Consider the following 24,508-nt stretch of genomic DNA (forward strand, 5'->3'; position numbering starts at 1 on the left):
ATGAATGTCAGTGAAGCCGTGGCCAGCCGCCGTTCGGTGCGGGCCTTTCTCGACCGTCCCGTGGATGGCGTCCTGCTGCGCCGCCTGCTGGAGCAGGCCGCGCGTGCGCCCTCCGGCGGCAATCTGCAGCCCTGGCATCTGCACGCGGTGGGCGGCGAGGAGATGCTGCGCCTCAAGGCCATCATGCGCGAACGCCTGGCCGGCGGCGCGCAGGAGACGCCGGAATATTTCGTCTATCCGCAGCAGCTGGGCGAGCCTTACCGGCGCTATCGCTATGAGCTGGGCGAGGCCCTGTATGCCGAGCTGGGCATCGCCCGCGAGGACCGGGCCGGGCGCCTGAAGCAGTTCGCGCGCAACTTCCAGTTCTTCGATGCGCCGCTGGCGGTGTTCTGCAGCGTGGACCGGCAGATGGGTCCGCCGCAGTGGTCGGATCTGGGCATGTACCTGCAGACCCTGATGCTGCTGCTGCGCGAGGCGGGCCTGGACAGCTGTCCGCAGGAATGCTGGTCGGCCTATCCGAAAACCATCGCGGAATTCCTGCAACTGCCCGCCGAGCGCATGCTCTTCTGCGCCGTGGCCATCGGTTACGCCGACGAGCAGGCGCCGGTGAACCGGCTGCGCAGCGCGCGCGCGCCGCTGGCGGACTTCGCGGAGTTCCGCGGCATCTGACCGGCCGAGGCCAAGGCGCAGTTTTGCCCTGCGGCCTCTGGCTTCGAAACGGCGCGGCTTTTCTAACAGCTTGCCGAAAAACGCCATCCATGGCGTTTTTCAGGTCACTACGCAAAAGCGTGGTTTCCCTGCGCTCCCGGCAAGAAGCCGGCTACAAATTTTGGAGCCGGCTTCGCTTTGCGGAGGCTGCGACGCGCTGATTCAGGCCGCATGCGCCGATAACTCCCTGTTTTGTCTGGAGGGTGCCCGTGGCACCGTCCTTGCCCCTGTGCAGGCAGTCCTTCACGGAGCCTGCGCATGGCCGATTCCACCCGACTTGAACCCAGCACGCTCTGGCGCCACGCCCGCGCGCAGGAACGCTGGAGCGTGATCTGCGATTTCGACGGCACCATCGCCACCATCGATGTCACGGATGAGCTGCTGGCGCGTTTCGCCGCGCCCGAGTGGCGCGCGCTGGAGCAGCAGTGGCAGGACGGCGCGATCAGCGCCCGCGACTGCATGGCGGCGCAAGTGCGGCTGCTGCGCGCCGCGCGTGCCGATCTCTATGCGCAGCTCACGCGCGTGCATCTGGACCCCGGCTTTGCCGGGTTCGTCGCCGAGTGTCATTCGCGCGCGCTGCCGCTGAGCATCGTCAGCGACGGTCTGGACCTGGCCATCCGCCGCGTGCTCGCGCATCACCGCCTGCCCCGGCTGCCGATTTACGCCAACCGCCTGCTGGCCACCGACCGCGAGCACTACCGTCTGGAGTTTCCGCATGCGCGCCCCGGCTGCAGCGCCGGCAGCGGCGTGTGCAAATGCGCGGTGGCGCAGGCACAGGGCGCCAATCGCGTGCTGCTGATCGGCGACGGCCGTTCGGATTTCTGCCTGGCGGCACGCGCCGATTTCGTGTTCGCCAAGGGCAGGCTCGCCGAGCACTGCGAGCAGCGGCAGATCCCGCACCGCCGTTTCCTGCAGTTCTCGCAGCTGCATTACCTGCTCAGCGAGCTGCTCGATCACCCCCATCACCACCGCCGCGCCGCCAAGGCGCAGCCCCTGTACTACCGGAGCCTTTGAGTCATGGATGAACAAGCCCTGCTGCAGGACGAGGCGCAGTACTGCTCCTTCGGCGACACCGTGCATTACCTGGATGAGCTGAAGATTTTCACGCGCTGCGAAGGCTCGTATCTGTACGATGCCCGGGAGCGGCCGTATCTGGATCTGCAGATGTGGTATTCGGCGGTGAACTTCGGCTACGCCAATGAACGCCTGAACCAGGCGCTGAAGCGGCAGATCGACACCCTGCCGCAGCTGGCCTCGCAGTATCTGCACCGCGACAAGATCGAGCTGGCCACGCGCATCGCCCAGCACGCCGAACAGGCCTGGCAGCGCCAGGGCCGCGTGCACTTCAACGTGGGCGGCTCGCAGTCGGTGGAGGACTCGCTGAAGCTGGTGCGCAATGCCAGCGGCGGCAAGAGCCTGATGTTCGCCTTCGAAGGCGGTTATCACGGCCGCACCCTGGGCGCCTCGGCCATCACCTCTTCGTATCGCTATCGCCGCCGCTACGGACACTTCGGCGAGCGCGCGCAGTTCATTCCCTTCCCGTACCACTTCCGCGGCCCCAAGGGCATGAGCAAGGAGGAATACGGACATCAGTGCGTGCAGCAGTTCGCGCGCCTGTTCGAGACTGAGTACAACGGCGTCTGGGACCCCAAGGTCAGACAAGCCGAGTACGCGGCCTTCTACGTCGAGCCGATCCAGGGCACCGGCGGCTATGTGATTCCACCGCCCAACTTCTTCCGCGAGCTGAAGCAGGTGCTCGACCAGCACGGCATCCTGCTGGTGGTGGATGAGATCCAGATGGGCTTCTACCGCACCGGCAAGCTGTGGTCGATCGAACACTTCGGCGTGACGCCCGATGTGCTGGTGTTCGGCAAGGCCCTGACCAATGGCCTCAATCCCCTGGCCGGCATCTGGGCGCGCGAGGAGCTGATCAATCCGGCCGTGTTTCCGCCCGGCTCCACGCATTCCACCTTCGCCTCCAATCCGCTGGGCACCGCCGTAGGCCTGGAGACCATGAAGATGCTGGCGGAAACCGACTACGAAAACATGGTGATGGGCAAGGGCGAATACTTCCTCGCCGGGCTCAAGGAACTGCAGAAGCGCTTTCGCATCATCGGCGATGTCGACGGCCTGGGCCTGGCGCTGCGCGCGGAAATCTGCCAGGCCGACGGCTTCACGCCGGACAAGGCGATGGTGGACCGCCTGGTCGCCGAGTGCATGAAAGCTGATCTGAAGGTGGCTGGGCAAGACTACGGGCTGGTTCTGGACATCGGCGGCTACTACAAAAACGTGATCACCTTCGCGCCTTCGCTGCACATCAGCTACGCGGAAATCGATCTGGCCCTGGAACTGCTGGGTCAGGCCCTGCATCGCGTCACACACTAAAAAGGCCAGGCGCCATGATCCGCAACAGCGAGTACCAGCTCCCGGGCGGCCCTGATGCGGTGCTGCTGGTTCATGGCCTCACCGGCACGCCGACGGAAATGCGGCCGCTGGCCAAGGGTCTGCACCGCGCCGGCTACACGGTGCGCGCGGTGCAGCTGGCCGGACACTGCGGCAACGAGGACGACCTGATCGCCACCGGCTGGCGCGACTGGTACGCCAGCGTCGATGCCGCCGCCAGCGAGCTGCTGCGCACGCATGCGCGGCTGTTCGTCGGCGGCTTGTCGATGGGCGCGCTGCTGGCGCTCAGGCTCGCCGCCGAGCGCCCGCAGGACATCGCCGGCGTGGCGGCTTATGGCGCGACCTTCCGCTACGACGGCTGGGCGATTCCGCCGGTGGCGCGGCTGTCCTTCCTGCTGCCGCTGCTCACCGTGCTGGGCATCGGCCGCAGGCGGCGCTTCGTGGAGCAGCCGCCCTATGGCCTGAAGAACGAGCGCATCCGCGCGCGCATCGCCGCCGCGATGCTGGGCGGTGACAGCGCCGCCGCCGGCCTGCCCGGCAATCCCTGGCCGGCGCTGGCACAGATGTATCAGCTGTCCCGTACCGTGCGGCGCCAGCTGCCGCAGGTGCGCAGTCCCTGTCTGGTGATGCACGCGGCGCAGGACGATGTCGCCAGTCTCGACAATGCGCTGCTGGTCTGCCGCCGCGTCAGCGGACCGCAGACCCTGAGCCTGCTGCAGAACAGCTATCACCTGATCACGCTCGACGGCGAGCGCGAACAGGTGGTGCAGCGCTCGGTGGAGTTCTTCTCGCGCGTCGGCATCGCTGCCGGCGCCGCGACCCCTGCCTCCTTCACGGTGGCTGCCGTGGCGAGCGCCTGAGCACGCCCGGCATGGCCTCACCCAGCCTGCCTGCCAGCGCCGAGGCCCTGAGCGCGCCGCCGGCGGGCGGGCGCTGGCCGCTGCGTCTGCGCAGCTCGCTGCAGGGCCGTCTGGTGCTGGCCTATATCCTGGTGGGTCTGCTGCCGATGCTGTTCGCCGCCGAGCTGGCGAGCCGCGTGGTGACGCGCGCCTTCGAAGACAATCTGCGCGTCTGGCTGCGCGAGACCGCGACCTACTTCGTGTCCTCGATGATCGATGCCCAGCACGAGGCCTCCGAGGTCAGCGCGGTGCTCACGCAGGACCCCGGGCTGGTCGGCGAATTCAGGTCCGGCACGCAGGGCCTGTCGCCGCTGATCCGCATGATCCTGCGCGCCGAGGGCTTTGATCTGCTGCAGATTCTCGACGAGCATGGCGAGGTGGTGTACAGCTCCGAGCCGGTGCGCGAGCAGCAGCCGGTGCGCCTGGGCCGCGACGTGGTGTTCACGCAGGTCCGCACCGCGCAGGACAAGCGCCTGATGATTTCCGCGCGCAGCAGCTTCGAACATCAGAACCGCCGCTACCAGCTGGTGCTCGGCACCTGGCTGGACTCCGACTTCTTCAGCCACATCAGCGACATCACCTCCTTCGACTTCCGCCTGTTCGAACCCAGCGGCGCGGACGGCGGCTTCCGCCGCATCTTCCAGTCCAGCCAGAGCGCCTCCAGCGAGCTGCGGCTCAATCCCGCCGTGGTGGCGGCGCTGCGCGAGCAGGCCAGCGAATACTTCGCGCGCGACGTCGACCACAGCACCTACACCGGCCTGTATCTGCCGCTGCGTGACGACGCCGGCCGCCTGCAGGGTGTGGTGTTCTGCGGTCTGCGCAGCAGCATGACGGCGACGCGCTGGGTGACGCGCACCAGCGTGTTCCTGTTCATCTTCCTCACCGGCACGCTGCTGTCGGTGGCCATCGGCTACGCGGTCTCGCGCTGGCTGACGCGGCCGCTGCGCTCGCTGGCCAACAGCGTGCGCGCCATCACCGCCGGCGATTACAGCAGCCGCGTCGCGGTGCAGGGTCATGATGAGGTCGCCGAGCTGGCCGACTCCTTCAATGCCATGGCCTCGCGCCTGGAGCAGCTCAAGCATCTGGAGATGCAGCTGCGTCAGCAGGACCGGCTTTCGGCGCTGGGCGAGGCCGCCGCCGGCATCGCCCACGAGGTGCGCAATCCCCTGGGCGTGATCTGCACCTCCGCCGAACTGATCCGCAACCGCTACGCGCTCAACGAACGCGATCTGAAGCTGATCGACAATGTGATCAGCGAGGTGCGGCGCATCGACCGTCTGATCGGCGATTTTCTTTCCTACGCCAGATCGCAGCCGATCCGGCTCACCGCGCTGTCGCCCTCGGCGCTGCTGGCGCAGGTGACGCAGGTCTGCGCACCGGAGCTGGCGCGACGGCGGATCGAGCTGCAGATCGACGATCACGCGCAGGCGCTGCGCGTGGAAGGCGATCCGGACGCGCTGCATCAGGCGGTGCTCAACATCATTCTCAACGCCTGCGAGGCGATGCCCGGCGGCGGGCAGCTGCAGATCGCACTGTCGCCCCGGGCCGGACAGCTGCAGCTGCAGTTCCGCGACAGCGGCGGCGGCATCGCCCCGGCGCTGATCGAACGCATCTTCGAGCCCTTCGTCACCAGCAAGCCCAATGGCACCGGCCTGGGGCTGGCCAAGACGCGCAGTATCGTCGAAGCGCATGGCGGGCAGATCCGCTGCCGCAACGTCAGCGGCGGCACCGTGTTCGAAATCAGCCTGCCGGTGCTGGCATGAACCCGCGCCGCTGCATCCTGGTGGTGGACGACGAGCCGCGCCTGCGCGAGGTGATTGCCGATGCACTGGACGATCTGGGCTATCGCACGCTCAGCGCCGACTCCGCCGAGGCCGCGCTGCAGCGGCTGGCCGTCGAGCCTGTCGATCTGGTGCTCTCCGATCTGCGCATGCCGGGCCAGGACGGGCACGCCCTGCTGCAGGACATCCGCAGCCGCCACGCCACCATTCCGGTGGTGCTGATGACCGCCTACAGCACCGTGAAGGACGCGGTGCAGATGATCAAGGAAGGCGCCTTCGACTACATCGCCAAGCCTTTCGAGATCGGCGAGCTGTCCGCCACCATCGGCAATGCCCTGCGCCTGTCGGCGGCGCTGCAGGACAACCAGCGCCTGCGCCGCGAGCTGGAAAGCCGTTACCGCTTCGATCATCTGATCGGTGCCAGCGCGGCTTTCCGCCGTGTGATCGGCGCCATCGCCGAGGTCTGCGAAAGCCGCGCCAATGTCCTGCTCACCGGCGAGAGCGGCACCGGCAAGGAGCTGGCGGCACGCGCCATCCACTACAACAGCGCGCGCCGCAACGAGGCCTTCGTGGCCATCAACTGCGCGGCGATCCCGGAAGGCCTGCTGGAGAGCGAGCTGTTCGGGCATGTGAAGGGCGCCTTCACCGGCGCGGTCAGCGCGCGGCCGGGGCGCTTCGTGCAGGCCAATGGCGGCACCGTGTTTCTCGACGAGATCGGCGACATGCCGGTGAGCATCCAGGCCAAGATCCTGCGCGTGCTGCAGGAGCGCGTGGTGGAGCCGGTGGGCGGCAGCCAGAGCCGCAGCGTGGATGTGCGCGTGATTGCCGCCACGCATCGCGATCTGCGCGAGGCGGTGCGCAGCGGCGGCTTCCGTCACGATCTTTATTACCGGCTCAATGTCTTTCCCATCGAGCTGCCGCCGCTGCGCGAACGCCGCGAAGACATTCCCCTGCTGCTCGCGCATTTCCTGCAGGAGCTGGGCAAGAGCAGCGAGCGGCCGATGCCGGCCTTCACGCCGGCGGCGCTGCGCCTGATGGAGCGCTACAGCTGGCCGGGCAATATCCGCGAGCTGCAGAACTGCGTGGAGCGCGCGGTGATCGTGGCGCGCAACGGCAGCGTGGACGCCGGCGATCTGCCGGCGGAACTGCATGAACCGGTCAGCAGCGAGAACGGCGGCCTGCCCAGCGATCTGGACGCCGAACTGGAGCGCCTGGAGCGGCGCTTCGTGCTGGAAGCCCTGGCGCGTACCAACGGCGTGCAGGTGCAGGCCGCCGAGCTGCTGGGCATCAGCGAGCGCAGCCTCTGGCATCGCATCAAGAAGCTGGGCATCAATATCGTGAAGCGCCCCAGCTCGACCTGAGCGCCGCCGGCCTTTTAGCCGCGCGCCTGCTTCTTGCGCCGCACGTACAGCGTCTTGTGCACGCGCGCCACCAGCTCGTCCTGCGCGTCGCGGATTTCCACCACGCGCTCCGGCTCGTACTTGGCGCCGTCGGCGGTCTGCGCGCGGATCTGCACCAGCTGCGCCTCGTCCCATTCGAACACCGCGCGCACCGTGCCGCGCCCCGGGCGCAGGAAGTCGATGCGCGCGGCCTTGTCCCAGATCAGATAGTCGCCGCCCAGCAGCGCCACCAGCTGCAGCACATAGAAGGGATCGCACATCGCATACAGGCTGCCGCCGAAATGCGTGCCGAAGGCATTGCGGTTGAGCCGGTGCTGACGCATCTGCACCACCACGCGACGAAAGTCCGGCGAGACTTCGGCCACGCGGATGCCACTGCCCCAGTACGGCGGATACCAGCTCATCGCCAGCCGGAACACGGCGGGCCTGGTGAAAAACGCGGACATGACAGAACCCCGATCAAATTTGTCCTCGCACTGTGCATGCCGCCGGCGGCGGCCACCATGGCCCGATCGCCGCCGCGCTTGCTTCACCGGGGCAACTGGGCTGCAATAGCGCGCCCTTCACGCCATGTCCAAGCCTTCCACCGAATTCGAGACCTGTCTGCGCCAGCTGGCGCAGGACGGTCATTGCCTGCTGCCCGCCGCCACCCTGCTGCCGCTGCTGCAGGCACAGGGTTCGCTGGCCGACTGGCCCGCGTTCGCGCAGAGCTGGGAGGCGATGCCGCTGGACACTTACATGGCCGACCGTGGCCGCTACCGGCGGCGGCGCCATGGCGTATTCCGCGCCCAGGCCGATGGCAGCATCCAGCGCCTGCCGGCGCAGCCGCATTACCAGAGCGTGGATTACAACCCGCTCAATGGCGGCATCGAGCGCTGGTTTGCGCCCATGGGCGAAAACCTCGAACAGGGCACGCTGGGCTGCGTGCTGCGCCTGGCCCTGAGCGGCTTCGGCAGCCTGCGGCCCGCCGCGCGCAGCTGGTTCGTGGAGGCGCATCAGTTCCGCATCGAGGCGCAGGCGGGCACGCCGGGACTGCCGACGCCGGAAGGCGTGCATCGCGACGGCGTGGACTACGTGCTGGTGCTGCTGATCCGCCGCCACAACATCGAAAGCGGGGTGACCAGCATCCACGCCCCCGACGGCCGTTCGCTGGGCAGCTTCACCCTGCGCGAGCCCGGCGACTGCTGCCTGATCGACGACGCCCGCGTGTTTCACGGCGTCACCGCCGTGCACGCCCAGCAGCCGGGCGAGCCGGCGTTCCGCGACGTGCTGGTGCTGACCTTCAAGCGCGAGCGCTGAAGCCGGCCGCGCTGCTGCATTGGGACGAGGCCGCCGCCGCGCACGGCGCTTATGGTGCGCAGCAGCCGATCCTGCCCGAGCGCCACATGAACCCGCTGAGCCCCACCGCCGCCCGCGCCTATACGCCCCTGCAGCTCGGTCCGCTGCTCCTGCGCAACCGCTTCATCAAGTCCGCCACCAACGAGGGCATGGCGCGAGGCGGCGTGCCCTCGAAGATGCTGGTGGAACATCACCGGCGCATGGCGGCCGGCGGCGTGGCGATGAGCACGGTGGCGTACTGCGCGGTGAGCCCGGACGGCCGCACCTTCGTCGATCAGATCACGCTCGACACGCAGAGCCTGCGGCATCTGCGCGTGTTGACCCAGGCCGTGCATCGCGAAGGCGCGGCGGCCTGCGCGCAGATCACGCACGGCGGCGCCTTCAACTTCCTGCCGCAGCTGAGCACGCGTTATCCGTTCAGCGCCAGCGGCGGCTTCAATGCCGCCGGCGTGCTCAGCGGCCGGCTGTGGCGCAAGGCCATGAACGAGGACGACATGCGCCGCGTGGCCAGCGAGTTCGTGCGCGGCGCGCGCCTGGCGCGCGAGGCGGGCTTCGACGCCGTGGAAATCCACATGGGCCACGGCTATCTGCTCAGCCAGTTCCTCTCGCCCAGCTACAACAAGCGTCGCGATGAATACGGCGGCAGCGTGGCGCGGCGCGCGCGCTTTCCGGCGCTGGTGCTGCGCCAGGTGCTGGATGCAGTGGGCGATGCGCTCGCGGTCAGCTGCAAGATCGGCGTCACCGAAGGTTTTGCCAAGGGCACGCAGGGCGAACAGGCCGCGGAACTGGCGCAGCTGCTGCAGGCCGAAGGCGCGCATCTGCTGGTCTTGAGCGGCGGCATGAACGTGGAGTCGCCCTGGGCGATCTTCGGCAGCCCGATGCCGGCCGAGGCGCTGACCACGATTCAGAATCCGGTGGTGCGCACCGCCACGCGCCTGATGCGTCTGGTGGAACCCAGGATCGAATTCCGCGAGCTGTATTTTCGCGAGCACTCGCGCCAGGTGCGCGCGGCGGTGAAGATGCCGCTGGCGTATCTGGGCGGCGCGAAATCGCTGGCCGGCGTGGAAACCATCATGAACGATGGCTTCGACGCCATCGCCATGGGCCGCGCCCTGATTCACGATCCGGCGCTGGTGCGGCATTTCGAGGACGGCAGCGTCACCACCTCGGGCTGCACCGCCTGCAATCGCTGCGTGCCGATGATGTACAGCGAAGGCGGCACCGCCTGCGTGCTGCACGGCCCCAACGAGGTGCAGCTCAATCGCAGTCCCGCAGCGGATTGAAAGCCGCCCCCGGCCATGGCGGGGGGTTCTTGGTTTTGCGACGCCCACGCCCGGACGCCGAGCGCTGCGGCGCGCGCGCCACAACAAAACAAGTCTAAGAATAGGGCTTATCCATGCCGCGCCAGGCCCCTAGGATGCCATCCGTCTTCACCCCGCCTGGAGCATCCACATGGGCCTTGCCATCTCTTCGACCTCGCCGCGCAGCACGCTGCCCTGGCGGCGCCGCGCCGAGCGCGCGCGCAAACCGGTTTCAGCCAGCGACTTTCCGGCGCTGGCACGCTGCTCGGTGGTGGTGGCGCCCGGTCTGAACGACAGCGGCCCGCAGCACTGGCAGACGCATTGGCAGCAGCTGTTTCCCCGCTTCACGCGCATCCGCCTCGATGACTGGAGCCGGCCCGATCTCGACGCCTGGGCACGCGCCATCGTCGAAACCGCGCTCACGCAGCAAAAGCCCGTGATCGTGGTGGCGCACAGCTTCGGCTGCCTGGGTGCGATCAAGGCCGCGCGCCTGCAGTCGGGACTGATTGCCGGCGCACTGCTGGTGGCGCCGGCCGAGCCGGCCAAGTTCGGACTGGACGCCCAGCTGGATCGCATCGCACCGGACTTTCCCAGCGTGCTGGTGATGAGCGAGGACGATCCCTGGCTGGCTCCGGAGCGTGCCTGGCACTGGTCGCTGCAATGGGGCAGTCAGCTGCTGAGCCTGGGCGCGGCCGGACACGTCAACACACAGTCCGGGCATCGCCGCTGGCATGAAGGCCTGCGCGCGCTGGAGCAGCTTTGTCGCCGCGTGGTGAACTGAACCGCGCCGCCCTCGCCTCACCTCCCCCAGCCGAGTAAAGACATGAGTCAGGAAAAGCCGCCGTACCGCTATGAAACCCTGCAGGTGCACGCAGGCCAGGCGCCCGCGCCGGGCACCAATGCCCGCGCCGTGCCGATCTACCAGACCACTTCCTACACCTTCAACGATGCCGACCACGGCGCGCGTCTGTTTGCCCTGCAGGAGTTCGGCAACATCTACACGCGCATCATGAATCCCACCACCGATGTCTTCGAACAGCGCATCGCGGCGCTGGAAGGCGGCGTGGCGGCGGTGGCGACTTCCAGCGGCCAGGCCGCGCAGTTCCTGGCGCTGAGCACCATTGCGCAGGCCGGCGATGACATCGTCTCCACCAGTTATCTCTACGGCGGCACCTACAACCAGTTCAAGGTGGCGCTGCCGCGTCTGGGCATCGACGTGAAGTTCGTCGATGGCGACAAGCCGGAAGACTTCGAACGCGCCATCGGTCCGAAGACCAAGGCGCTGTATGTGGAGTCCATCGGCAATCCGCGCTTCAACATTCCCGACTTCAAGGCGCTGGCGGATGTGGCGCATCGCCACGGCATTCCGCTGGTGGTGGACAACACCTTCGGCATCGGCGGCTTTCTGGTGCGGCCCATCGAGCATGGCGCCGACATCGTGGTGGAATCGGCCACCAAGTGGATTGGCGGGCATGGCACCAGCATCGGCGGCGTGATCGTGGACTCCGGCCGCTTCGACTGGGGCAATGGCAAGTTCCCGCTGTTCACCGAGCCCGCGCCCGGTTATCACGGTCTCAAGTTCTGGGAGACCTTCGGCGCCGGCAGTCCTTTCGGCAACATCGCCTTTGCCATCCGCGCGCGCGTGGAAGGCCTGCGCGACTTCGGCACCTCGCTCTCGCCGTTCAACGCCTTCCTGCTGTTGCAGGGCCTGGAGACGCTGTCGCTGCGCGCGCAGCGGCATGTGGACAATGCCCTGGAGCTGGCGCGCTATCTGCGCACCCTGCCGGACGTGAGCTGGGTGAATTATCCGGGCCTGGAAGACAGCCCCTATCACGCCCTGGCCAAGCGCTATCTGCGCAATGGTTACGGCGCGGTGCTCAACTTCGGCGTGCGCGGTGGCTATGAAGCGGCGCGGCGGCTGATCGACAAGGTGCAGCTGGCCAGTCATCTGGCCAATGTCGGCGACGCCAAGACCCTGATCATCCATCCCACCTCCACCACGCATCAGCAGCTCTCGGAAGCCGAGCAGCGCGCGGCCGGCGTGACACCGGACCTGATCCGCGTCAGCGTGGGCATCGAGCACATCGAAGACATCAAGTACGACCTCACGCAGGCGCTCAGCGCCGCGCGCGTGCCGCTGGCCGCATGAAGTGAGCGGCGCGCACGCGCATCCGCAGACCCGTTACTTCGCACTGCCGGATCCTTTCGAGCTGGAAAGCGGCGAGCGCCTGCACGGCGCTCGCCTCGCTTATCGCAGCTGGGGACGGCCCGCTGCGGGTGGCGACACCGTGCTGGTCTGCCATGCGCTGAGCGGTTCGGCCGATGTCGAGCAATGGTGGCCGGGCCTGATCGGCGCGCAGCGCCTGCTCGATCCGGCGCGCGACTTCATCGTCTGCAGCAATGTGCTGGGCAGCTGCTACGGCTCCAGCGGTCCGGCCTGTCCGAACCCGCGCGACGGCCTGCGCTACGGGCGACGCTTTCCGGCGCTGAGCGTGCGCGACATGGTGCGCGCGCAGGCCCTGCTGCTCGGCGCGCTGAACATCACGCGCCTGGACCTGGTGATCGGCGGCTCGCTGGGCGGCATGCAGGCGCTGGAATGGGCGGTGAGCGCACCGCGTCGCGTCGGCGCCGCCGTGGTGATCGCCAGCGCCGCGCAACAACCGGCCTGGGCCATCGCACAGTCGCAGGTGCAGCGCGCCGCGATCCTGCAGGCACGCGAACCGCGCGAAGGCCTGGCCGTGGCGCGCATGGCCGCGATGTGCAGCTACCGGCACTGGCAGCAGTTCGAGGAACGCTTCGGCCGGCATCGTGATGCGCGGCAATTCAGCGTGCAGAGCTGGCTGGACGCGCACGGCGCGCGTTTTCTGGAGCGCTTCGACGTGGACAGCTATCTGTGCCTGCTCGACGCCATGGACCGTCACGATCTCGGCCGTGGCCGCGGCGGCGTACAACTGGCGCTGACGCAATGTCCGGTGCCGACGCTGCTCATCGGCATCGACAGCGATCTGCTGTATCCGCCCGCCGAACAGCGCCGCATCGCCCGCCTGCTGCCGCAGGGCCGCTACGCCGAGCTGCGTTCGGCTTATGGCCATGACGGCTTTCTGGTGGAAAGCGAAGCCCTGAGCCGCGAGATCAAACGCTTCCGCGTGCGGCTGGCGGAACAGCGCGCACAAAGCCAGCAGCGCGGCGGCGTGGCGCGGCCGGTGCTGCCGTTTGCGTGTTGAGGAAAAGCCGCGTCTGCGCCGCCGGCCGGATCGTGTGTTGCAGGCATTGAAAGACCGGCAGGCGCTGACGCAGCGGCGGAAACAGGGCGAGAGCTGCGGAGTCGTCAGTTAGGGGCGTTCCCCTACTGGGTGTTATCGAACCCATTTCGGGAATACTCAAGCGCGGGCGCTGCGCTGGGCGCCTCGGGCGCTGGCAACGGGCATGCCGTGTGCTGTTTCGATTCACCCGGATGAGCAAGCGCAAGCTGTGCCGGAGCAGGCCCTCGTTTGCATCGGGCGCGCCTTCGCTGACTTCTGATCAGCGACGACCGCAAGCTGGCTTACGCGCTGCGCGCTCACTCGCCCTGCGCCGTCGCCAGCACAAACACCCAGAACGCCTCGCCCTTGAGATTCACCTCGTCGCTGCTCAGCGCGCTGCCGGCGCCCTGGATCAGCGCGGCGGCGTACGCCGGTCGCCGCGTGTAGCCGGAGGCGGCCCAGGCCTGGCTCAGGCAGTCGATGTGTGCGGCGTGCTCGCGGATGGCGGCGCAGGCCTGGTCGAAGTAGGCGCTGTCGGCCGGCGCGGCGGCGGTCTGCGGCGGCTGCTTCTTGAGCAGCGACAGGAACACGTATTTCTTCACCTTCTCCACGGTGCGCGGATTGCGCAGGGCCAGCTGGATTTCCTTGTCGGAAGGCTTGGCGGTTTTCAGGGCGACACTGTAGCCGGCGAGATAGCCGGAGGCACCGCCCACCACCATGGCCACGAAGCTGAGCCAGTCGCCGGTCTTCCTGGCTTCCAGCACCTGCTTGTAGACGGTGCCGACGGTGGTGGACGCGGCGCCGCCGGAGGCGAACAGCATCAGCAGATTGCTCTGCGCGGAGACGGTCTTGCCGTCCAGCGAGCGCAGCATCGCCTCGGCGCTGCGGAACGCGGGACGGTTGTCGGCGAGATCCAGGCTCCAGTAGGGCGGCTTGCCGGGATCGCTCACGTCCAGCACCAGACGCTGCCCGGTGAGGCGCACGGTGCTGGCGTTGGCGATGGTGCTCATCATGTAGGGCTCGGCGGTGACCACCGAGCGGCCCACGGAATATCCGGCCACCGCAAACACGGCGAAGAACGCCAGACCGATCGCCAATGCCTTGTACATGCTCGCCCCTGCCCCTGTGCCGGAATGGCGGATACCTTGGCGCAGATTCAGCGGCGCTTCAACGCGGCGGCGCGGCGGCGCGGCGGCGCGCAACAGACCTCGCTCAGCCCGCGAAGTATTCCAGCAGCATGGCGTTGAGCAGCTCGGGCGCTTCCTCGCTCATCCAGTGGCCCACGCCGTCCAGGCGGCGGTATTGCCAGGCGGCGCTGACATAACGCGCGCTGTCCACCATCTGGTCCTCGGACAGAAAGCGATCACCCGTGCTGTACACGCCCAGCACCGGCACGCGCACGGCGGGACGTTTGCCGGGCAGGACCATGGCGATGTTGGCGCGGTAATAGTTGAGTCCGGCAGTGAGCCGGCCGGGACGCGAGAGTTGCTTAATCCACTGCGGGGCCAGCGTGGGCGCGTTGGTGAAGCGGCGGAAGATCGTCCAGTTGCCCACGCGCATGAACCACTCGGCGATGCCGCGCAGCTGGAACATCAGCGCGTACCAGCCCTTGATTTTCTGCATCAGGCCGGCGCGCGCGTAAGCCTCGGGATGCCCCACCGACAGCGCCACGTAAGAGACCACGCGCTCGGGATGCGCCATGGCCAGATGCCAGCCGATCACCGCGCCCCAGTCGTGGCCCACCACGCGCGCCTGGCTCACGCCCAGAACATCGAGCAGGGCCACCAGATCGGCAACCAGCAGCGGCAGCTTGTAGTCGCGTACCTGCGGCAGCAGCTGCGATTCACCGCAGCCGCGCGTATCCGGCACGATCACGCGATAGCCGGCAGCCAGCAGGGCCGGTACCTGCTTGCTCCAGATGCGGTGATCGTCCGGGAAGCCGTGAATCAGCAGCACCGCCGGGCCTTCGCCGGCGACGCGCACGGACAGTTCGACGCCATTGATCCGCATCCGCTGCGGCGGGATGTCGCCAAGCGCGTTCATGCCTTGTTCCCCGGACCTCGTTTGAAACGCAGATAGAGCAGCAGCCCCGCCGTCATCAGCAGCCAGCCGCCCAGGGTGAGCCAGATGAAGGAATGGATCTGCTGATGCCCGCACAGCGGGCCCAGCGCGGGCCTGACACCGCCGCAGCCGAAGGCCAGGATCGCGAAAGCCAGGCCCGGCCCCAGATGCAGGATGCCCAGCGCATAGATCAGCGCGCGCAGCATGGCGCTGGCGCGCTAGTGCTTGTGCTCGGCGTTGGCCTTGGCTTCCGCGGCGCCGGCGCTCATCACGCGGTCGGTGTAGGCGATGCCGATGGCCGAGAAGATGAACACGGTGTGGATGATGGTCTGCCACATCACGCCGGTGGTGGTGGCAGCGGTGCAGCGCGCGGTGGCTTCCACCGTGCCGCACAGCGGCAGTGCGCCCAGGGCGCCGGCTTCGATGAAGGTCTTGAGCAGGTGGATGGAGGAGATGCCGATGATCGCCATCGCCAGTTTCACCTTCAGTACCGAGGCATTGACGTGACTGAGCCATTCCGGCTGATCGGGATGGCCTTCCAGCCCCAGGCGCGAAACGAAAGTCTCGTAGCCGCCGACGATCACCATCACCAGCAGATTGGAGATCATCACCACATCGATCAGGCCCAGCACGATCAGCATCACTTCCTGCTCGCGCAGCTCGAAGGCGCCGTGAATCAGATGCCAGAGTTCCTTGACGAACAGAATCACGTACACGCCCTGCGCCACGATCAGGCCCAGGTACAGCGGCAGCTGCAGCCAGCGCGAGGAGAAGATCAGACCGGGCAGGGGGCTCAGGGGTGAGGCGGGACGCGTCATGGGCGGGACAGTGTTGGCAGGGTGACGGCGAATTGTAGCCAAGCCCGATGACGGTCTGCCGGCGCCGGCGCCGTGCTAGCCTAGCCGGCGAAAAACCACGTCCCGCCGTTCGCCACGGCAGACCCCAAAGCAGGAGGAAGCGCGATGATCAAAGTCAGCGTGATGTACCCGTACAAGGCCGGTGCCCGCTTCAATCATGAGTACTACCGCGATCAGCACATGCCGCTGGTGAAGAAGCTGCTCGGCGCGGCCTGCTCGCACTACACGGTGGACAAGGGTCTGGCCGGCGGCGCGCCGGATGCACCGCCCACCTATGTGGGCATGTGCCACATCTTCAGCCCCAGCGTGGAAGCCTTCCAGGCCGCCTTCGGCCCCAACGCGCCGCAGATTCTGGCGGACATTCCCAACTACACCGAGCTGACGCCGACGATCCAGATCAGCGAAGTGGTGGTGGGCTGACAAGCCCGGGCGGGCATCCGGTTCGCCGGATGCCCGCCAGCGGTCTGTTGCGCGCCCGGCGGCACATGTAAAACCGATGGCTTTTGGTTCGGGGCAAGGCGCAAGCACCGCAACAGCACGGCTAGGCTGCGGCGCGACGCGCCAGCGCGCGCAGCAGCGGACGCAGGCCCAGATACAGGGGCGCCGCCACCAGCGGCGCCAGCAGGCACCACAGCGCAATGCCATAGAGCGCCACCATGCCGTAGTCGGCGATGAAGCGCAGCGGTGAGGCTTCGAAGCGCTCGATCAGCGCGCCGACCGAGAACAAGGGCACCGGCGCGGCGCCAAACAGGCTTTCCCCTCCGCGATAAAACGGCAGCAGCAGCGCCACGTGCAGCGGCGTGAGCAGGTAATTGGCCACCTGGATCAGCGGCTGGTTCAGGCGCAGCAGCAGCGCGGCGATGCCGCACAGGAAGGTGGTGGCGCCCAGCACCGGAAACACGCCCAGCACCGCCGCCAGCGCCAGCGTCAGGGCGATCTGTTCCGGCGTGATGCCCTGACGCAGCTGCTGGACGATGGGCCGGATCAGGCGCCGCTGCCAGAAACCTTCTGTGTTGGAATCGCTCATCGCCTCTCGTATCGCCGCTTGAACGCAGCCGCTGCGCCGCCCGGCAGCGCCGGGCTCAAAGCGCTGGCTTTGGCTTGAGCAAGATACGTGCTGAGCCCGGCTGCGGATGCCACAGCCGATGCGCGGTGTTCAGCCGTGGATGGGCATGGGCGCATGGCCCGGCTGCTGCGTGAAGCGCACCATCCAGTCACGAATGCGCGGATAGTCGTCCAGGCTGTAGCCGCCCTGATGCGCGACATGCGTGTAGGCGTAGAGCGCGATGTCGGCGATGGTGTACTGGCTGCCGACCAGCCAGGGGGTCTTCTGCAGCTGCTGTTCCATCACGCCCAGCGCGGCATAGCCGCGCGGCATGGCCTCGGCGATTTTCTGCGCCCAGGCTTCGCGCTTGTTCAGGTAGTGCACCCAGAAGCGCACCGTGGCGATATAGGGTTCGTGACTGTACTGCTCGAAGAACAGCCATTGCAGGATCTGCGCGCGCGTCCAGGCATCGTCCGGAAAGTACGGCGTGTGCTCGGCCAGATAGCAGAGCATGGCATTGGACTCGGCGAGCACGCGGCCGTCTTCCAGCTCCAGCAGCGGCACCTTGCCATTGGCATTCTTGGCCAGAAAGCCGGGCGTGCGCGTGGCGCCCTGCAGGATGTCCACCTCCTGCCATTCGAAACGCTGGCCCAGCTGACGCAGCAGCAGCGCCGGCTTGTAGCAGTTGCCGGAACCGCTCATTCCATACAGACGCAACATGTGTGCTCTCCCTTGGCGGCGGCAGTATGACGCCGGCGCCGCCGCGGACAATCCGGCGAAACGCTCAGACGGCCTGGTGAAAGCTTTTGCCGCCGGGCTTGCGGCACAATGAGCGACCCATGCGCCACCTCGCCCCCACCCTGATCGCCGCGCTGCTCGCCGCCGCGCTGGCCGCCTGCGCTTCCTCGCCGCGCTCGACACTGAACCCGCGCGAGCAGGCCCTGGTCGACGCCTTCAAGCAGGCCGACGCCAACGGCGATGAAAAACTCACGCCCGAGGAATTCGCCACCCTGCCGATGCAGAACGTGAAGTTCGCCGAGGTGGACAGCGACGACAACGGCTACGTCACGCTGCCGGAGCTGCGCAGCTATCTGGAATGGCGGCATCTGGCCGCCGAAGCCAATCGCCCGCTGGACCGGGACGGCCATCCGCGGCGATGAGCCTGGCGCCGGAACTGGCCGTCGATGCCGCCATCGTGCTCGCCGGCTTTCTCACCGCCAGTCTCTCCGGCGCCGCAGGCCTGGGCGGCGGCACCATCCTGATTGCGGTGTTCTACGCCCTGGGCATGAACGCGGCCGAGGCCGTGCCCTTGTTCGCGGCGGTGCAGATGGTGTCCAACAGCGCGCGCAGCATCGCCTATGTGCGGCATGTGCACTGGCCGGCGGCCGGCTGGTTCCTGCTGGCGGCGGTGCCGGCCACCGTGCTGGTGGCGCCGTATGCGGCGGCGCTGGACACGCGCCTGATCCAGCTGCTGCTGGCGGGCCTGATTCTGTTTTCGCTGCTGCCCCGCGCGGCCGGACGCACGCTGGCGCAGCGGCCGGCCTTCATGCTCGCCGGCCTGCTCAATGGCAGCATCGGTCTGTTCGTGGGCGCCACCGGCCTGGTCGTGGGCCGTCTGTTCCTGCGTCCGGAGTGGCGGCGTGAAACCACCATCGGCACCCTGGCGCTGACCCAGGTGCTGGGCCACGGCCTGCGCGTGCTGGCTTACGGCGTGGTGGGCTTTTCGGTGCTGGCGCAATGGCAGAGACTGCTGCCCCTGTGTCTGGCCGTGATTGCCGGCACCGTGCTGGGCAAGCACATCAACGGCCGCATCAGCGAGGCGGCCTTCACGCGCCTGTTCAAGCTGATTCTGCTGCTGCTGTCCCTGGAACTGATCATCGATGCCCTGGGGGGCTGGTCATGGCTTTGATGCTGGATGAATCCGCGGTGCAGGCGCTGATCCGTGGCGGGCTGCCCGTCGCCGAGCGCATCGGCCTGCTGGTGGAAGCGGTGCGCGAACACTATGCGCGCGTGCGCCTGCCTTTCGACGCCAGCATGCTACGGCCCGGCGGCGTGCTGTCCGGACCGGTGCAGTTCACCGCCGTGGATGCGGCCATGTACGCCCTGGTGCTCTCGCATCTGGGCCCGGAGCTGATGGCGGTGACCAGCGACGTCAACATCCGCTTCCTGGCCAAGGCCGCGCCCGGCGATGTGCTGGCCGAGGCCGAGCTGCTCAAGCTGGGCCGGCGTCAGCTGGTGATGCAGGTGCGGGTGACGAGCAGCGCCGATCCGTCGCGCGTGGTGGCACAGGCCACGGGCACTTACGTGCGGCCCTGAGGCCCGTCGTCCAATCCCAGCATGCGCGCGATCTCGTCCTCGCCATAAGGGCGGCGGTCCTTCACGCGCAGGCTCTGCGTCCATTCGCGCGCGAAATCGCGCTGCATCCAGGCATTCAGCGCGGCGGTGAGCAGCATCGCCAGCAGCGCGCCCACGCCCGCGCAAGCCATGTCCTTCTGCGCATCCCAGACATCGCCCTGCGTGCCCAGATAGGCCACGCCCAGATCGCCGCCGAACAGCACCGCCGCTCCCCACTCGATCAGCTCGTAGAGCGCCGAGGTGGCCAGGGTGAATTCCAGCGGCATGAAATAACCCCAGAACCCGCGCGCATCGGCCACCCGCAGGAAGATCTCGCGCAGCGGATAGGCGAGCAGCAGGCCATAGGAGAAATGCACTAGCCGGTCGAAGTTGTTGCGCTGCCAGCCGAGCATGGCGTTGAAGCTGTGGCCGGTGAGGCTCTGCCAGGCGCGCTCGTATGGCACCTCGGCATAGGTGTAATGCGCGCCCACCGCGTGCAGGCAGAGGAACAGGAAGATCAGCGTGTAGGAGATGCGCGAGAACACGAAGTGGCGCTGCGCGGCCGCCAGGCCCAGCGCAAAAGCCAGCACCAGCACGTTTTCCAGCAGCCAGTCGTGACGATCAAGCGGCGCGACCGCCAGCGCCAGCCACAGCAGCACGTACAGCACCATCAGGATCAGCACGTAGCGGCGATGCGCGATGCGGATCATCCCGGCTCCGTTGGGCTTGAACGAGGAAACCCAGCGTAGTGCGCGTTGCCACGGGATGCCAGTGCCGGTGCGCCGCCCGCATGCCGGCGCTCGTGCAGGCGACGCGCCGCGAAGCCGGGCGCGCCGCCTGCGCAGCGAAACTCAGTGGTGCCAGTGCGGCAGGCTGATCAGCGTGCCGTCCTGCAGATCCAGCGTCGAGCTGCCACCCGAAGAATGGCTGCTGTCGTGCAGCGCACCGCCAACCGCCCCCAGGGTGTGCCCCAGCTGCGCCACGGTGTGGCCCACCAGGCCGCTGAGCGAACCCAGCGCCGAGCCGCCGCTCACCGAGCTGGGCAGGCTCAGGTTCACGTCGCGGTCGATGCTGATTCCGCCCAGGCTGATGTCGATCGACTCGCTCAGGCTGTGATGGCCGGATTCCGAATGCGTGCGGATATCAAGATCTACTGAAAGCCCCAGACGCGGCAAATGGATGTCGATGCTCAGATAACCGTCGCGAACGACTTCGTGGGTGTCGGGGTCGACGGTGTGCGAGCAACCGCCCGAAATGGATACAGACATGGTTTGAACTCCCTAGCTGGGCCGAAGAAAGTGACAGTGCCTCTTGTCAGCGCAGCGACACGCCCGCCAATAACTTCTGTCGGGTACGGATCAGCGGTATCGGGAGAACCGACGAGCGGCCTTCAGTCGCGTAATCTCTGACCGCGGGTTTCCACTACAAACGGCATCAGCAGCAGTCCGAGCAGCGGCACGACGCCGATCCAGAACAGGATGCCGATCTCGCCGCCGGCCACCTTGGAGCCGAGCAGCCCCACCACGAAAGGACCAGCAGCCGCCAGCACGCGGCCGATGTTGTAGCAAAAGCCCGCACCGGTGGCGCGCAGGCGCGTGGGGAACAGCTCCGGCAGGTAGTAAGTGAAGCTGCCGAACACGCCGAACACCGACAGGCCGATGGCCAGGTACAGATACAGCCGTGTGTGCGGCTCGAAGTCACCGCCGAAGGTGGTGAACACCGCCGCCGCGCCGCAGGCGAAGTAGATGGCGAACATCGGCTTGCGGCCGAGCAGCTTGGCGGCGGGAATGGTCAGCAGGGTGCCGATCAGGCCGCCGATGTTGAAGGCCATGGTGCCGGTGAACTTCCAGTTCTCCACCAGCTTGACCGTGGCCTCGCGCGACAGGCCCTGCAGCGCCGCCTCGGTCTGCGCCAGGCCGGTGGCGAAGGTGGGCAGGAAGGCATTGCAGCTCCACCAGGTGATCAGCGCGATCAGCGCCATGAGAAAGCCGCTGAGCGTGGCGCGGCGCAGCTGCGGCGAAAACAGTTCGGCCAGACGCGGCGGCGCGGCGTTCTGCGCCACGTTCTGCCAGCGTTCCGGCTCCTTCACGAACAGGCGCACGCCGAAGGCCACCGCCGCCGGGATCAGGCCGCAGAGGAAGATGTAGCGCCAGGAGACTTCCGGCTGGTCGGCAAACCAGTGGCCGGCGATCTGCAGATTCAGAAAGGTGGCCAGCGTGGTGCCGAAGGCCGCCGAGGTGTAGAGCAGGGCGCCGGCCTCCACGCGTTTTTCCTCCGGCATCACCTCCGCCACCATCGAAGCTCCCGCCGCCCATTCCCCGCCGATGCCCAGGCTGGCGATCAGACGACAGGCCACCAGCACCCAGATGTTGGGCGCAAACGCGCAGGCAGCGGTGCCGAGCGCGTACATGAGAATGGTGAGCAGCATGGTGCGGGTACGGCCGATGCGGTCGCCGACATAGCCGAACAGCACGCCGCCCACCGCCCAGCCGATCAGCAGCAGCGAGGTGAGAATGCCGGTCCAGAACACTGTGGCCTGCTTGGCTTCCGGCGAACCGATGGTGAGCCCCAGCAGCGTGGGCACACAGTTGGGCGCCACGAAGTTGAACAGGATGCTGTCGAACAGATCGAAGCCCCAGCCCAGCCAGGCGGCGAACAGCACCAACCATTGGTAGCGTGTCAGGCTGAGCATTGCCGCATCTCCCTCGTTCGTTTTGTGTTGGTGGCGCGCAGGCGCGCCTGCCCTCAGGCTGTTTGTGAAAAATCGCGGTCGCGGGTTTCCGGCGTCAAGGCCAGCGCCAGCAGACTGAGCAGCGCGGCGGCGCTCAGGTAATAGCCGACGTACTGCAGGCTGTAGGTCTTGGCCAGATAAGTGGCGATGTAAGGCGCCAGCGAGGCACCGAGAATGCCGGCGAGATTGAAGGTGAGCGAGGCGCCGGTGTAGCGCACCGAGGTGGGAAACAGCTCGGAGAGGATGGTGCCGAGCGGACCGTAGGTGAGGCCCATCAGCGCCAGGCCCAGGGCCAGCGTCGCCACCACGCCGTACAGGCCGGCGGAAAACAGCGGCGCGAAGAACAGTCCGAATACCGCAATCGCCGCACTCACCACCATCAGCGTCAGGCGCCGGCCGTGGCGCTCGGCCCACAGCGCCGAGAGGGGAATGGTGAGCGCAAAGAACAGGATGCCGAACAGCTGCAGCGGCAGGAACTGCTGCCGCGCATAGCCCAGCGCGCTGGTGCCCCAGGACAGCGCGAACACCGTCATCAGATAGAACAGCACGAAGGTGGCCACCGCCACCAGCGTGCCCAGGATCAGCGCCCGGGGATGATCGCGCAGCACGCTGAGCATGGGCACGCGCACCCGCTCCTCGCGCGCCAGCGCTTTCTGAAAGGCCGGCGTCTCGTGAATCTTCAGACGCACATACAGGCCCATCAACACCAGCAGCGCGCTGGCGATGAAGGGGATGCGCCAGCCCCAGGCGAAGAACTGCGCGTCGCTGAGCAATTCCGAGAGCAGCAGGAACACTCCGCCCGAGCAGATGAAGCCCAGCGGCGCGCCCAGCTGCGGAAACATGCCGTACCAGGCCCGCTTGCCGGGCGGCGCGTTTTCCGTGGCCAGCAGCACCGCGCCGCCCCATTCGCCGCCCAGGCCCAGGCCCTGACCGAAACGGCACAGCGCCAGACCCAGCGGCGCCAGCACGCCGATGCTGGCGTAAGTGGGCAGCAGGCCGATGGTGACCGTGGACAGGCCCATGGTCAGCAGCGCCGCCACCAGCGTGGCCTTGCGGCCGATGCGATCACCGAAGTGCCCGAACAGCGCCGAACCGATCGGCCGCGCGAAGAAGGCGATGGCGAAGGTGGCCAGCGACTGCAGCGTGGCCGAGGTGGGATCGGACGCCGGGAAGAACAGCTTGGGAAACACCAGCACCGCCGCCGTGGCGTAGATGTAGAAGTCGAAGAATTCGATGGTGGTGCCGGCCAGGCTGGCCAGCAGCACGCGGCGCGGTGAGTTGACGGGCGCGTCGGCGCCGCCGGCAGCTGCGTTCATGTCTTGCAAGATCCCCTCGTGAATTCCCGTGTCGCCGCCATGCCGCCGAAACGGCCGGTGGCCATTGTGGTCCAGCGTGCCGCGCGCAGGCTACAGCGCGGGCGGTGCCTGCTCGCGATGCCGCAGCAGGATGCGGCGGTACTGGTCCGGATCCTTGATGTGCACCACATCGCCTTCGCGCGGGAAGGTCCAGTCGTAGAGGCGCGACAACCAGAAACGCAGCGCCGCCGCGCGCAGCACCAGCGGCCAGGCGCTGCGCTCGGCCTCGGTGAATTCGCGGCGCGAGCGATAGGCGCCGACCATCGCCTCCCAGCGCGCCGGATTGAGCGTGCCGTCCACCTCGAAGCACCAGTCGTTGACGGTGACCGCGAGGTCATAGAGCAGCGAATCATTGCAGGCGTAGTAGAAGTCGATCACGCCGGTCAGGCGGTCATCGACGAACAGCACGTTGTCGCGGAACAGGTCGGCGTGAATCACGCCCTGCGGCAGGCTGGTGAGGTCGATGGACATCTGCACTGCCAGCTCATCGTCGATCAGCTTGCGGATGCCGGCGTCGCGGGTCTTGCGCGACAGCAGGCGCCCGGTCTGCTCGCGCCACAGCGCGCCGCGCGAGTTGTCGCAGTGTCCGGAATAGGACTTGGCGTCGATATGCAGCTCGCCCAGGGCGCGGCCCACCTGCCGGCACTGCTCCAGGTTGGGGAACAGCACGCTCTGGCCGGTGAGCCGGCGCACCAGCGCCGCCGGCTTGTGATTGAGCGTGGTGAGATTGCCGCCCTCATGCGTGCGCGCCGGCATGGCGCTGGGAAAACCGCGCGAGGCGAGGTGATCCATCAGGCCCAGGAAGAACGGCAGATCGGCGTAATTGAGCCGTTCGAACAGCGTCAGCACCCAGCGCCCGTCTTCGGTATCGACGAAGTAATTGGTGTTCTCCACGCCCTCGCCGATGCCCTGGAAACCGATCAGCGGCCCGACCGGGTACTGCTTGAGAAACTTGCGCAGCTGGGCGTGGCTGACTTTGGTGAAGACCGACATGGGGCGGACCGCCTTAAGCTCGAATTCGTTTGCCGTATTGTGCCGCGCCGACGTGGCCGG

At 67.5% G+C, this 24,508-nt stretch carries 27 protein-coding genes; 15 read left to right on the top strand and 12 right to left on the bottom strand.

The window, feature by feature from the left end; genetic code table 11:
• From BMY12_RS08105 to BMY12_RS08130, 6 genes are all read left to right on the top strand, one after another.
• Window positions 1-669 (top strand): nitroreductase, encoded by a 669-nt coding sequence (locus BMY12_RS08105; RefSeq protein WP_093284334.1) that lies wholly within the window; start codon window positions 1-3, stop codon window positions 667-669.
• Window positions 670-966: 297 nt separating this feature from the next.
• A complete protein-coding gene (locus BMY12_RS08110; protein ID WP_093284337.1) occupies window positions 967-1,722 on the top strand; it encodes an MtnX-like HAD-IB family phosphatase in 756 nt (251 codons plus the stop codon).
• A 3-nt stretch (window positions 1,723-1,725) separates the two neighbouring features.
• A complete protein-coding gene (locus tag BMY12_RS08115) occupies window positions 1,726-3,093 on the top strand; it encodes an aspartate aminotransferase family protein (protein WP_093284339.1) in 1,368 nt (455 codons plus the stop codon).
• A gap of 14 nt (window positions 3,094-3,107) precedes the next feature.
• Entirely contained in the window at window positions 3,108-3,971 is an 864-nt protein-coding gene (locus BMY12_RS08120) for an alpha/beta hydrolase (protein WP_093284342.1), read from the top strand.
• An 11-nt stretch (window positions 3,972-3,982) separates the two neighbouring features.
• Window positions 3,983-5,773, top strand: a complete 1,791-nt coding sequence (locus tag BMY12_RS08125) for a sensor histidine kinase (RefSeq protein WP_093284345.1) — start codon at window positions 3,983-3,985, stop codon at window positions 5,771-5,773.
• Window positions 5,770-7,152, top strand: coding sequence for a sigma-54-dependent transcriptional regulator (locus BMY12_RS08130; RefSeq protein WP_093284347.1), 1,383 nt, complete (start codon window positions 5,770-5,772; stop codon window positions 7,150-7,152). The genes BMY12_RS08125 and BMY12_RS08130 overlap by 4 nt, the downstream gene beginning before the upstream one ends.
• Before the next feature lie 14 nt (window positions 7,153-7,166).
• On the opposite strand, the gene BMY12_RS08135 is transcribed toward BMY12_RS08130, so the two are convergent.
• Entirely contained in the window at window positions 7,167-7,637 is a 471-nt protein-coding gene (locus BMY12_RS08135) for a DUF4442 domain-containing protein (RefSeq protein WP_093284350.1), read from the bottom strand.
• A gap of 124 nt (window positions 7,638-7,761) precedes the next feature.
• On the opposite strand from BMY12_RS08135, the gene BMY12_RS08140 reads away from it, so the two are divergent.
• The 5 genes from BMY12_RS08140 to metX all read left to right on the top strand — a co-directional run bounded on the left by BMY12_RS08140 (window position 7,762) and on the right by metX (window position 13,054).
• Window positions 7,762-8,490: a 2OG-Fe dioxygenase family protein gene (locus tag BMY12_RS08140; protein WP_093284352.1), complete on the top strand. Its 729-nt coding sequence runs from the start codon at window positions 7,762-7,764 to the stop codon at window positions 8,488-8,490.
• 86 nt (window positions 8,491-8,576) lie between these two features.
• Complete coding sequence (locus BMY12_RS08145; protein ID WP_093284355.1) at window positions 8,577-9,812, top strand: NADH:flavin oxidoreductase; 1,236 nt, start codon at window positions 8,577-8,579, stop codon at window positions 9,810-9,812.
• Between the two features lie 169 nt (window positions 9,813-9,981).
• Window positions 9,982-10,611, top strand: coding sequence for an RBBP9/YdeN family alpha/beta hydrolase (locus tag BMY12_RS08150; RefSeq protein ID WP_093284358.1), 630 nt, complete (start codon window positions 9,982-9,984; stop codon window positions 10,609-10,611).
• 42 nt (window positions 10,612-10,653) lie between these two features.
• Window positions 10,654-11,979 (top strand): O-acetylhomoserine aminocarboxypropyltransferase/cysteine synthase family protein, encoded by a 1,326-nt coding sequence (locus tag BMY12_RS08155; protein ID WP_093284360.1) that lies wholly within the window; start codon window positions 10,654-10,656, stop codon window positions 11,977-11,979.
• 1 nt (window position 11,980) lies between these two features.
• A complete protein-coding gene (metX, locus tag BMY12_RS08160) occupies window positions 11,981-13,054 on the top strand; it encodes a homoserine O-acetyltransferase MetX (RefSeq protein WP_093284363.1) in 1,074 nt (357 codons plus the stop codon).
• A 335-nt stretch (window positions 13,055-13,389) separates the two neighbouring features.
• Here metX and BMY12_RS08165 read toward each other — a convergent pair whose 3' ends face one another.
• The 4 genes from BMY12_RS08165 to BMY12_RS08180 form a co-directional block, all read right to left on the bottom strand.
• A complete protein-coding gene (locus BMY12_RS08165) occupies window positions 13,390-14,181 on the bottom strand; it encodes a hypothetical protein (protein WP_093284366.1) in 792 nt (263 codons plus the stop codon).
• A 103-nt stretch (window positions 14,182-14,284) separates the two neighbouring features.
• Window positions 14,285-15,115: an alpha/beta fold hydrolase gene (locus BMY12_RS08170; RefSeq protein WP_093284368.1), complete on the bottom strand. Its 831-nt coding sequence runs from the start codon at window positions 15,113-15,115 to the stop codon at window positions 14,285-14,287.
• The gene (locus BMY12_RS08175) at window positions 15,112-15,339 is read right to left on the bottom strand and encodes a hypothetical protein (RefSeq protein ID WP_093284371.1); all 228 of its coding nucleotides are present in this window, start codon (window positions 15,337-15,339) and stop codon (window positions 15,112-15,114) included. Before BMY12_RS08175 ends, BMY12_RS08170 begins: the two co-directional genes overlap by 4 nt.
• Before the next feature lie 12 nt (window positions 15,340-15,351).
• Entirely contained in the window at window positions 15,352-15,951 is a 600-nt protein-coding gene (locus BMY12_RS08180) for a TIGR00645 family protein (RefSeq protein ID WP_093284373.1), read from the bottom strand.
• Between the two features lie 144 nt (window positions 15,952-16,095).
• On the opposite strand from BMY12_RS08180, the gene BMY12_RS08185 reads away from it, so the two are divergent.
• Window positions 16,096-16,410: an EthD family reductase gene (locus tag BMY12_RS08185; RefSeq protein ID WP_093284375.1), complete on the top strand. Its 315-nt coding sequence runs from the start codon at window positions 16,096-16,098 to the stop codon at window positions 16,408-16,410.
• Between the two features lie 121 nt (window positions 16,411-16,531).
• On the opposite strand, the gene BMY12_RS08190 is transcribed toward BMY12_RS08185, so the two are convergent.
• On the bottom strand, window positions 16,532-17,017 hold the full coding sequence (locus BMY12_RS08190) for a DUF2062 domain-containing protein (RefSeq protein WP_093284377.1): 486 nt from the start codon (window positions 17,015-17,017) through the stop codon (window positions 16,532-16,534).
• A 129-nt stretch (window positions 17,018-17,146) separates the two neighbouring features.
• Window positions 17,147-17,755: a glutathione S-transferase family protein gene (locus tag BMY12_RS08195; protein ID WP_093284380.1), complete on the bottom strand. Its 609-nt coding sequence runs from the start codon at window positions 17,753-17,755 to the stop codon at window positions 17,147-17,149.
• Between the two features lie 119 nt (window positions 17,756-17,874).
• On the opposite strand from BMY12_RS08195, the gene BMY12_RS08200 reads away from it, so the two are divergent.
• From BMY12_RS08200 to BMY12_RS08210, 3 genes are read left to right on the top strand one after another with little or no spacing between them, the layout of a single operon-like run.
• Window positions 17,875-18,195 (top strand): EF-hand domain-containing protein, encoded by a 321-nt coding sequence (locus BMY12_RS08200; protein ID WP_093284382.1) that lies wholly within the window; start codon window positions 17,875-17,877, stop codon window positions 18,193-18,195.
• Entirely contained in the window at window positions 18,192-18,944 is a 753-nt protein-coding gene (locus BMY12_RS08205) for a TSUP family transporter (protein ID WP_093284385.1), read from the top strand. Before BMY12_RS08200 ends, BMY12_RS08205 begins: the two co-directional genes overlap by 4 nt.
• Window positions 18,935-19,351 (top strand): PaaI family thioesterase, encoded by a 417-nt coding sequence (locus BMY12_RS08210; protein WP_218140123.1) that lies wholly within the window; start codon window positions 18,935-18,937, stop codon window positions 19,349-19,351. The genes BMY12_RS08205 and BMY12_RS08210 overlap by 10 nt, the downstream gene beginning before the upstream one ends.
• On the opposite strand, the gene BMY12_RS08215 is transcribed toward BMY12_RS08210, so the two are convergent.
• The 5 genes from BMY12_RS08215 to BMY12_RS08235 all read right to left on the bottom strand — a co-directional run bounded on the left by BMY12_RS08215 (window position 19,336) and on the right by BMY12_RS08235 (window position 24,448).
• Window positions 19,336-20,079 carry a DUF2238 domain-containing protein gene (locus BMY12_RS08215; RefSeq protein WP_093284390.1) on the bottom strand — a complete coding sequence of 248 codons (744 nt, stop codon included), beginning with the start codon at window positions 20,077-20,079 and terminating at the stop codon, window positions 19,336-19,338. The genes BMY12_RS08210 and BMY12_RS08215 overlap by 16 nt on opposite strands.
• Window positions 20,080-20,220: 141 nt before the next feature.
• Window positions 20,221-20,637, bottom strand: coding sequence for a hypothetical protein (locus BMY12_RS08220; protein ID WP_093284393.1), 417 nt, complete (start codon window positions 20,635-20,637; stop codon window positions 20,221-20,223).
• Between the two features lie 122 nt (window positions 20,638-20,759).
• A complete protein-coding gene (locus BMY12_RS08225; protein ID WP_093284395.1) occupies window positions 20,760-22,061 on the bottom strand; it encodes an MFS transporter in 1,302 nt (433 codons plus the stop codon).
• A 53-nt stretch (window positions 22,062-22,114) separates the two neighbouring features.
• Window positions 22,115-23,416 carry an MFS transporter gene (locus BMY12_RS08230; protein ID WP_093284398.1) on the bottom strand — a complete coding sequence of 434 codons (1,302 nt, stop codon included), beginning with the start codon at window positions 23,414-23,416 and terminating at the stop codon, window positions 22,115-22,117.
• Window positions 23,417-23,506: 90 nt separating this feature from the next.
• Complete coding sequence (locus BMY12_RS08235) at window positions 23,507-24,448, bottom strand: homoserine kinase (RefSeq protein WP_093284401.1); 942 nt, start codon at window positions 24,446-24,448, stop codon at window positions 23,507-23,509.
• Window positions 24,449-24,508 lie beyond the last annotated feature (60 nt).

This window comes from Solimonas aquatica (genome assembly GCF_900111015.1).
GTDB classification, from domain to species: Bacteria; Pseudomonadota; Gammaproteobacteria; order Nevskiales; family Nevskiaceae; genus Solimonas; species Solimonas aquatica.

What these genes read in the sequence shown, in the direction of transcription:
- BMY12_RS08180 (WP_093284373.1), bottom strand. Translation starts at nt 15,951, where the DNA reads ATGACGCGTCCCGCCTCACCCCTGAGCCCCCTGCCCGGTCTGATCTTC.
- BMY12_RS08125 (WP_093284345.1), top strand. Translation starts at nt 3,983, where the DNA reads ATGGCCTCACCCAGCCTGCCTGCCAGCGCCGAGGCCCTGAGCGCGCCG.
- BMY12_RS08210 (WP_218140123.1), top strand. Translation starts at nt 18,935, where the DNA reads ATGGCTTTGATGCTGGATGAATCCGCGGTGCAGGCGCTGATCCGTGGC.
- BMY12_RS08135 (WP_093284350.1), bottom strand. Translation starts at nt 7,637, where the DNA reads ATGTCCGCGTTTTTCACCAGGCCCGCCGTGTTCCGGCTGGCGATGAGC.
- BMY12_RS08220 (WP_093284393.1), bottom strand. Translation starts at nt 20,637, where the DNA reads ATGTCTGTATCCATTTCGGGCGGTTGCTCGCACACCGTCGACCCCGAC.
- BMY12_RS08190 (WP_093284377.1), bottom strand. Translation starts at nt 17,017, where the DNA reads ATGAGCGATTCCAACACAGAAGGTTTCTGGCAGCGGCGCCTGATCCGG.
- BMY12_RS08215 (WP_093284390.1), bottom strand. Translation starts at nt 20,079, where the DNA reads ATGATCCGCATCGCGCATCGCCGCTACGTGCTGATCCTGATGGTGCTG.
- BMY12_RS08205 (WP_093284385.1), top strand. Translation starts at nt 18,192, where the DNA reads ATGAGCCTGGCGCCGGAACTGGCCGTCGATGCCGCCATCGTGCTCGCC.
- BMY12_RS08120 (WP_093284342.1), top strand. Translation starts at nt 3,108, where the DNA reads ATGATCCGCAACAGCGAGTACCAGCTCCCGGGCGGCCCTGATGCGGTG.
- BMY12_RS08115 (WP_093284339.1), top strand. Translation starts at nt 1,726, where the DNA reads ATGGATGAACAAGCCCTGCTGCAGGACGAGGCGCAGTACTGCTCCTTC.
- BMY12_RS08110 (WP_093284337.1), top strand. Translation starts at nt 967, where the DNA reads ATGGCCGATTCCACCCGACTTGAACCCAGCACGCTCTGGCGCCACGCC.
- BMY12_RS08230 (WP_093284398.1), bottom strand. Translation starts at nt 23,416, where the DNA reads ATGAACGCAGCTGCCGGCGGCGCCGACGCGCCCGTCAACTCACCGCGC.
- BMY12_RS08195 (WP_093284380.1), bottom strand. Translation starts at nt 17,755, where the DNA reads ATGTTGCGTCTGTATGGAATGAGCGGTTCCGGCAACTGCTACAAGCCG.
- BMY12_RS08175 (WP_093284371.1), bottom strand. Translation starts at nt 15,339, where the DNA reads ATGCTGCGCGCGCTGATCTATGCGCTGGGCATCCTGCATCTGGGGCCG.
- BMY12_RS08130 (WP_093284347.1), top strand. Translation starts at nt 5,770, where the DNA reads ATGAACCCGCGCCGCTGCATCCTGGTGGTGGACGACGAGCCGCGCCTG.
- BMY12_RS08235 (WP_093284401.1), bottom strand. Translation starts at nt 24,448, where the DNA reads ATGTCGGTCTTCACCAAAGTCAGCCACGCCCAGCTGCGCAAGTTTCTC.
- BMY12_RS08165 (WP_093284366.1), bottom strand. Translation starts at nt 14,181, where the DNA reads ATGTACAAGGCATTGGCGATCGGTCTGGCGTTCTTCGCCGTGTTTGCG.
- BMY12_RS08185 (WP_093284375.1), top strand. Translation starts at nt 16,096, where the DNA reads ATGATCAAAGTCAGCGTGATGTACCCGTACAAGGCCGGTGCCCGCTTC.
- BMY12_RS08105 (WP_093284334.1), top strand. Translation starts at nt 1, where the DNA reads ATGAATGTCAGTGAAGCCGTGGCCAGCCGCCGTTCGGTGCGGGCCTTT.
- BMY12_RS08200 (WP_093284382.1), top strand. Translation starts at nt 17,875, where the DNA reads ATGCGCCACCTCGCCCCCACCCTGATCGCCGCGCTGCTCGCCGCCGCG.
- BMY12_RS08170 (WP_093284368.1), bottom strand. Translation starts at nt 15,115, where the DNA reads ATGAACGCGCTTGGCGACATCCCGCCGCAGCGGATGCGGATCAATGGC.
- BMY12_RS08155 (WP_093284360.1), top strand. Translation starts at nt 10,654, where the DNA reads ATGAGTCAGGAAAAGCCGCCGTACCGCTATGAAACCCTGCAGGTGCAC.
- BMY12_RS08145 (WP_093284355.1), top strand. Translation starts at nt 8,577, where the DNA reads ATGAACCCGCTGAGCCCCACCGCCGCCCGCGCCTATACGCCCCTGCAG.
- BMY12_RS08225 (WP_093284395.1), bottom strand. Translation starts at nt 22,061, where the DNA reads ATGCTCAGCCTGACACGCTACCAATGGTTGGTGCTGTTCGCCGCCTGG.
- BMY12_RS08150 (WP_093284358.1), top strand. Translation starts at nt 9,982, where the DNA reads ATGGGCCTTGCCATCTCTTCGACCTCGCCGCGCAGCACGCTGCCCTGG.
- BMY12_RS08140 (WP_093284352.1), top strand. Translation starts at nt 7,762, where the DNA reads ATGTCCAAGCCTTCCACCGAATTCGAGACCTGTCTGCGCCAGCTGGCG.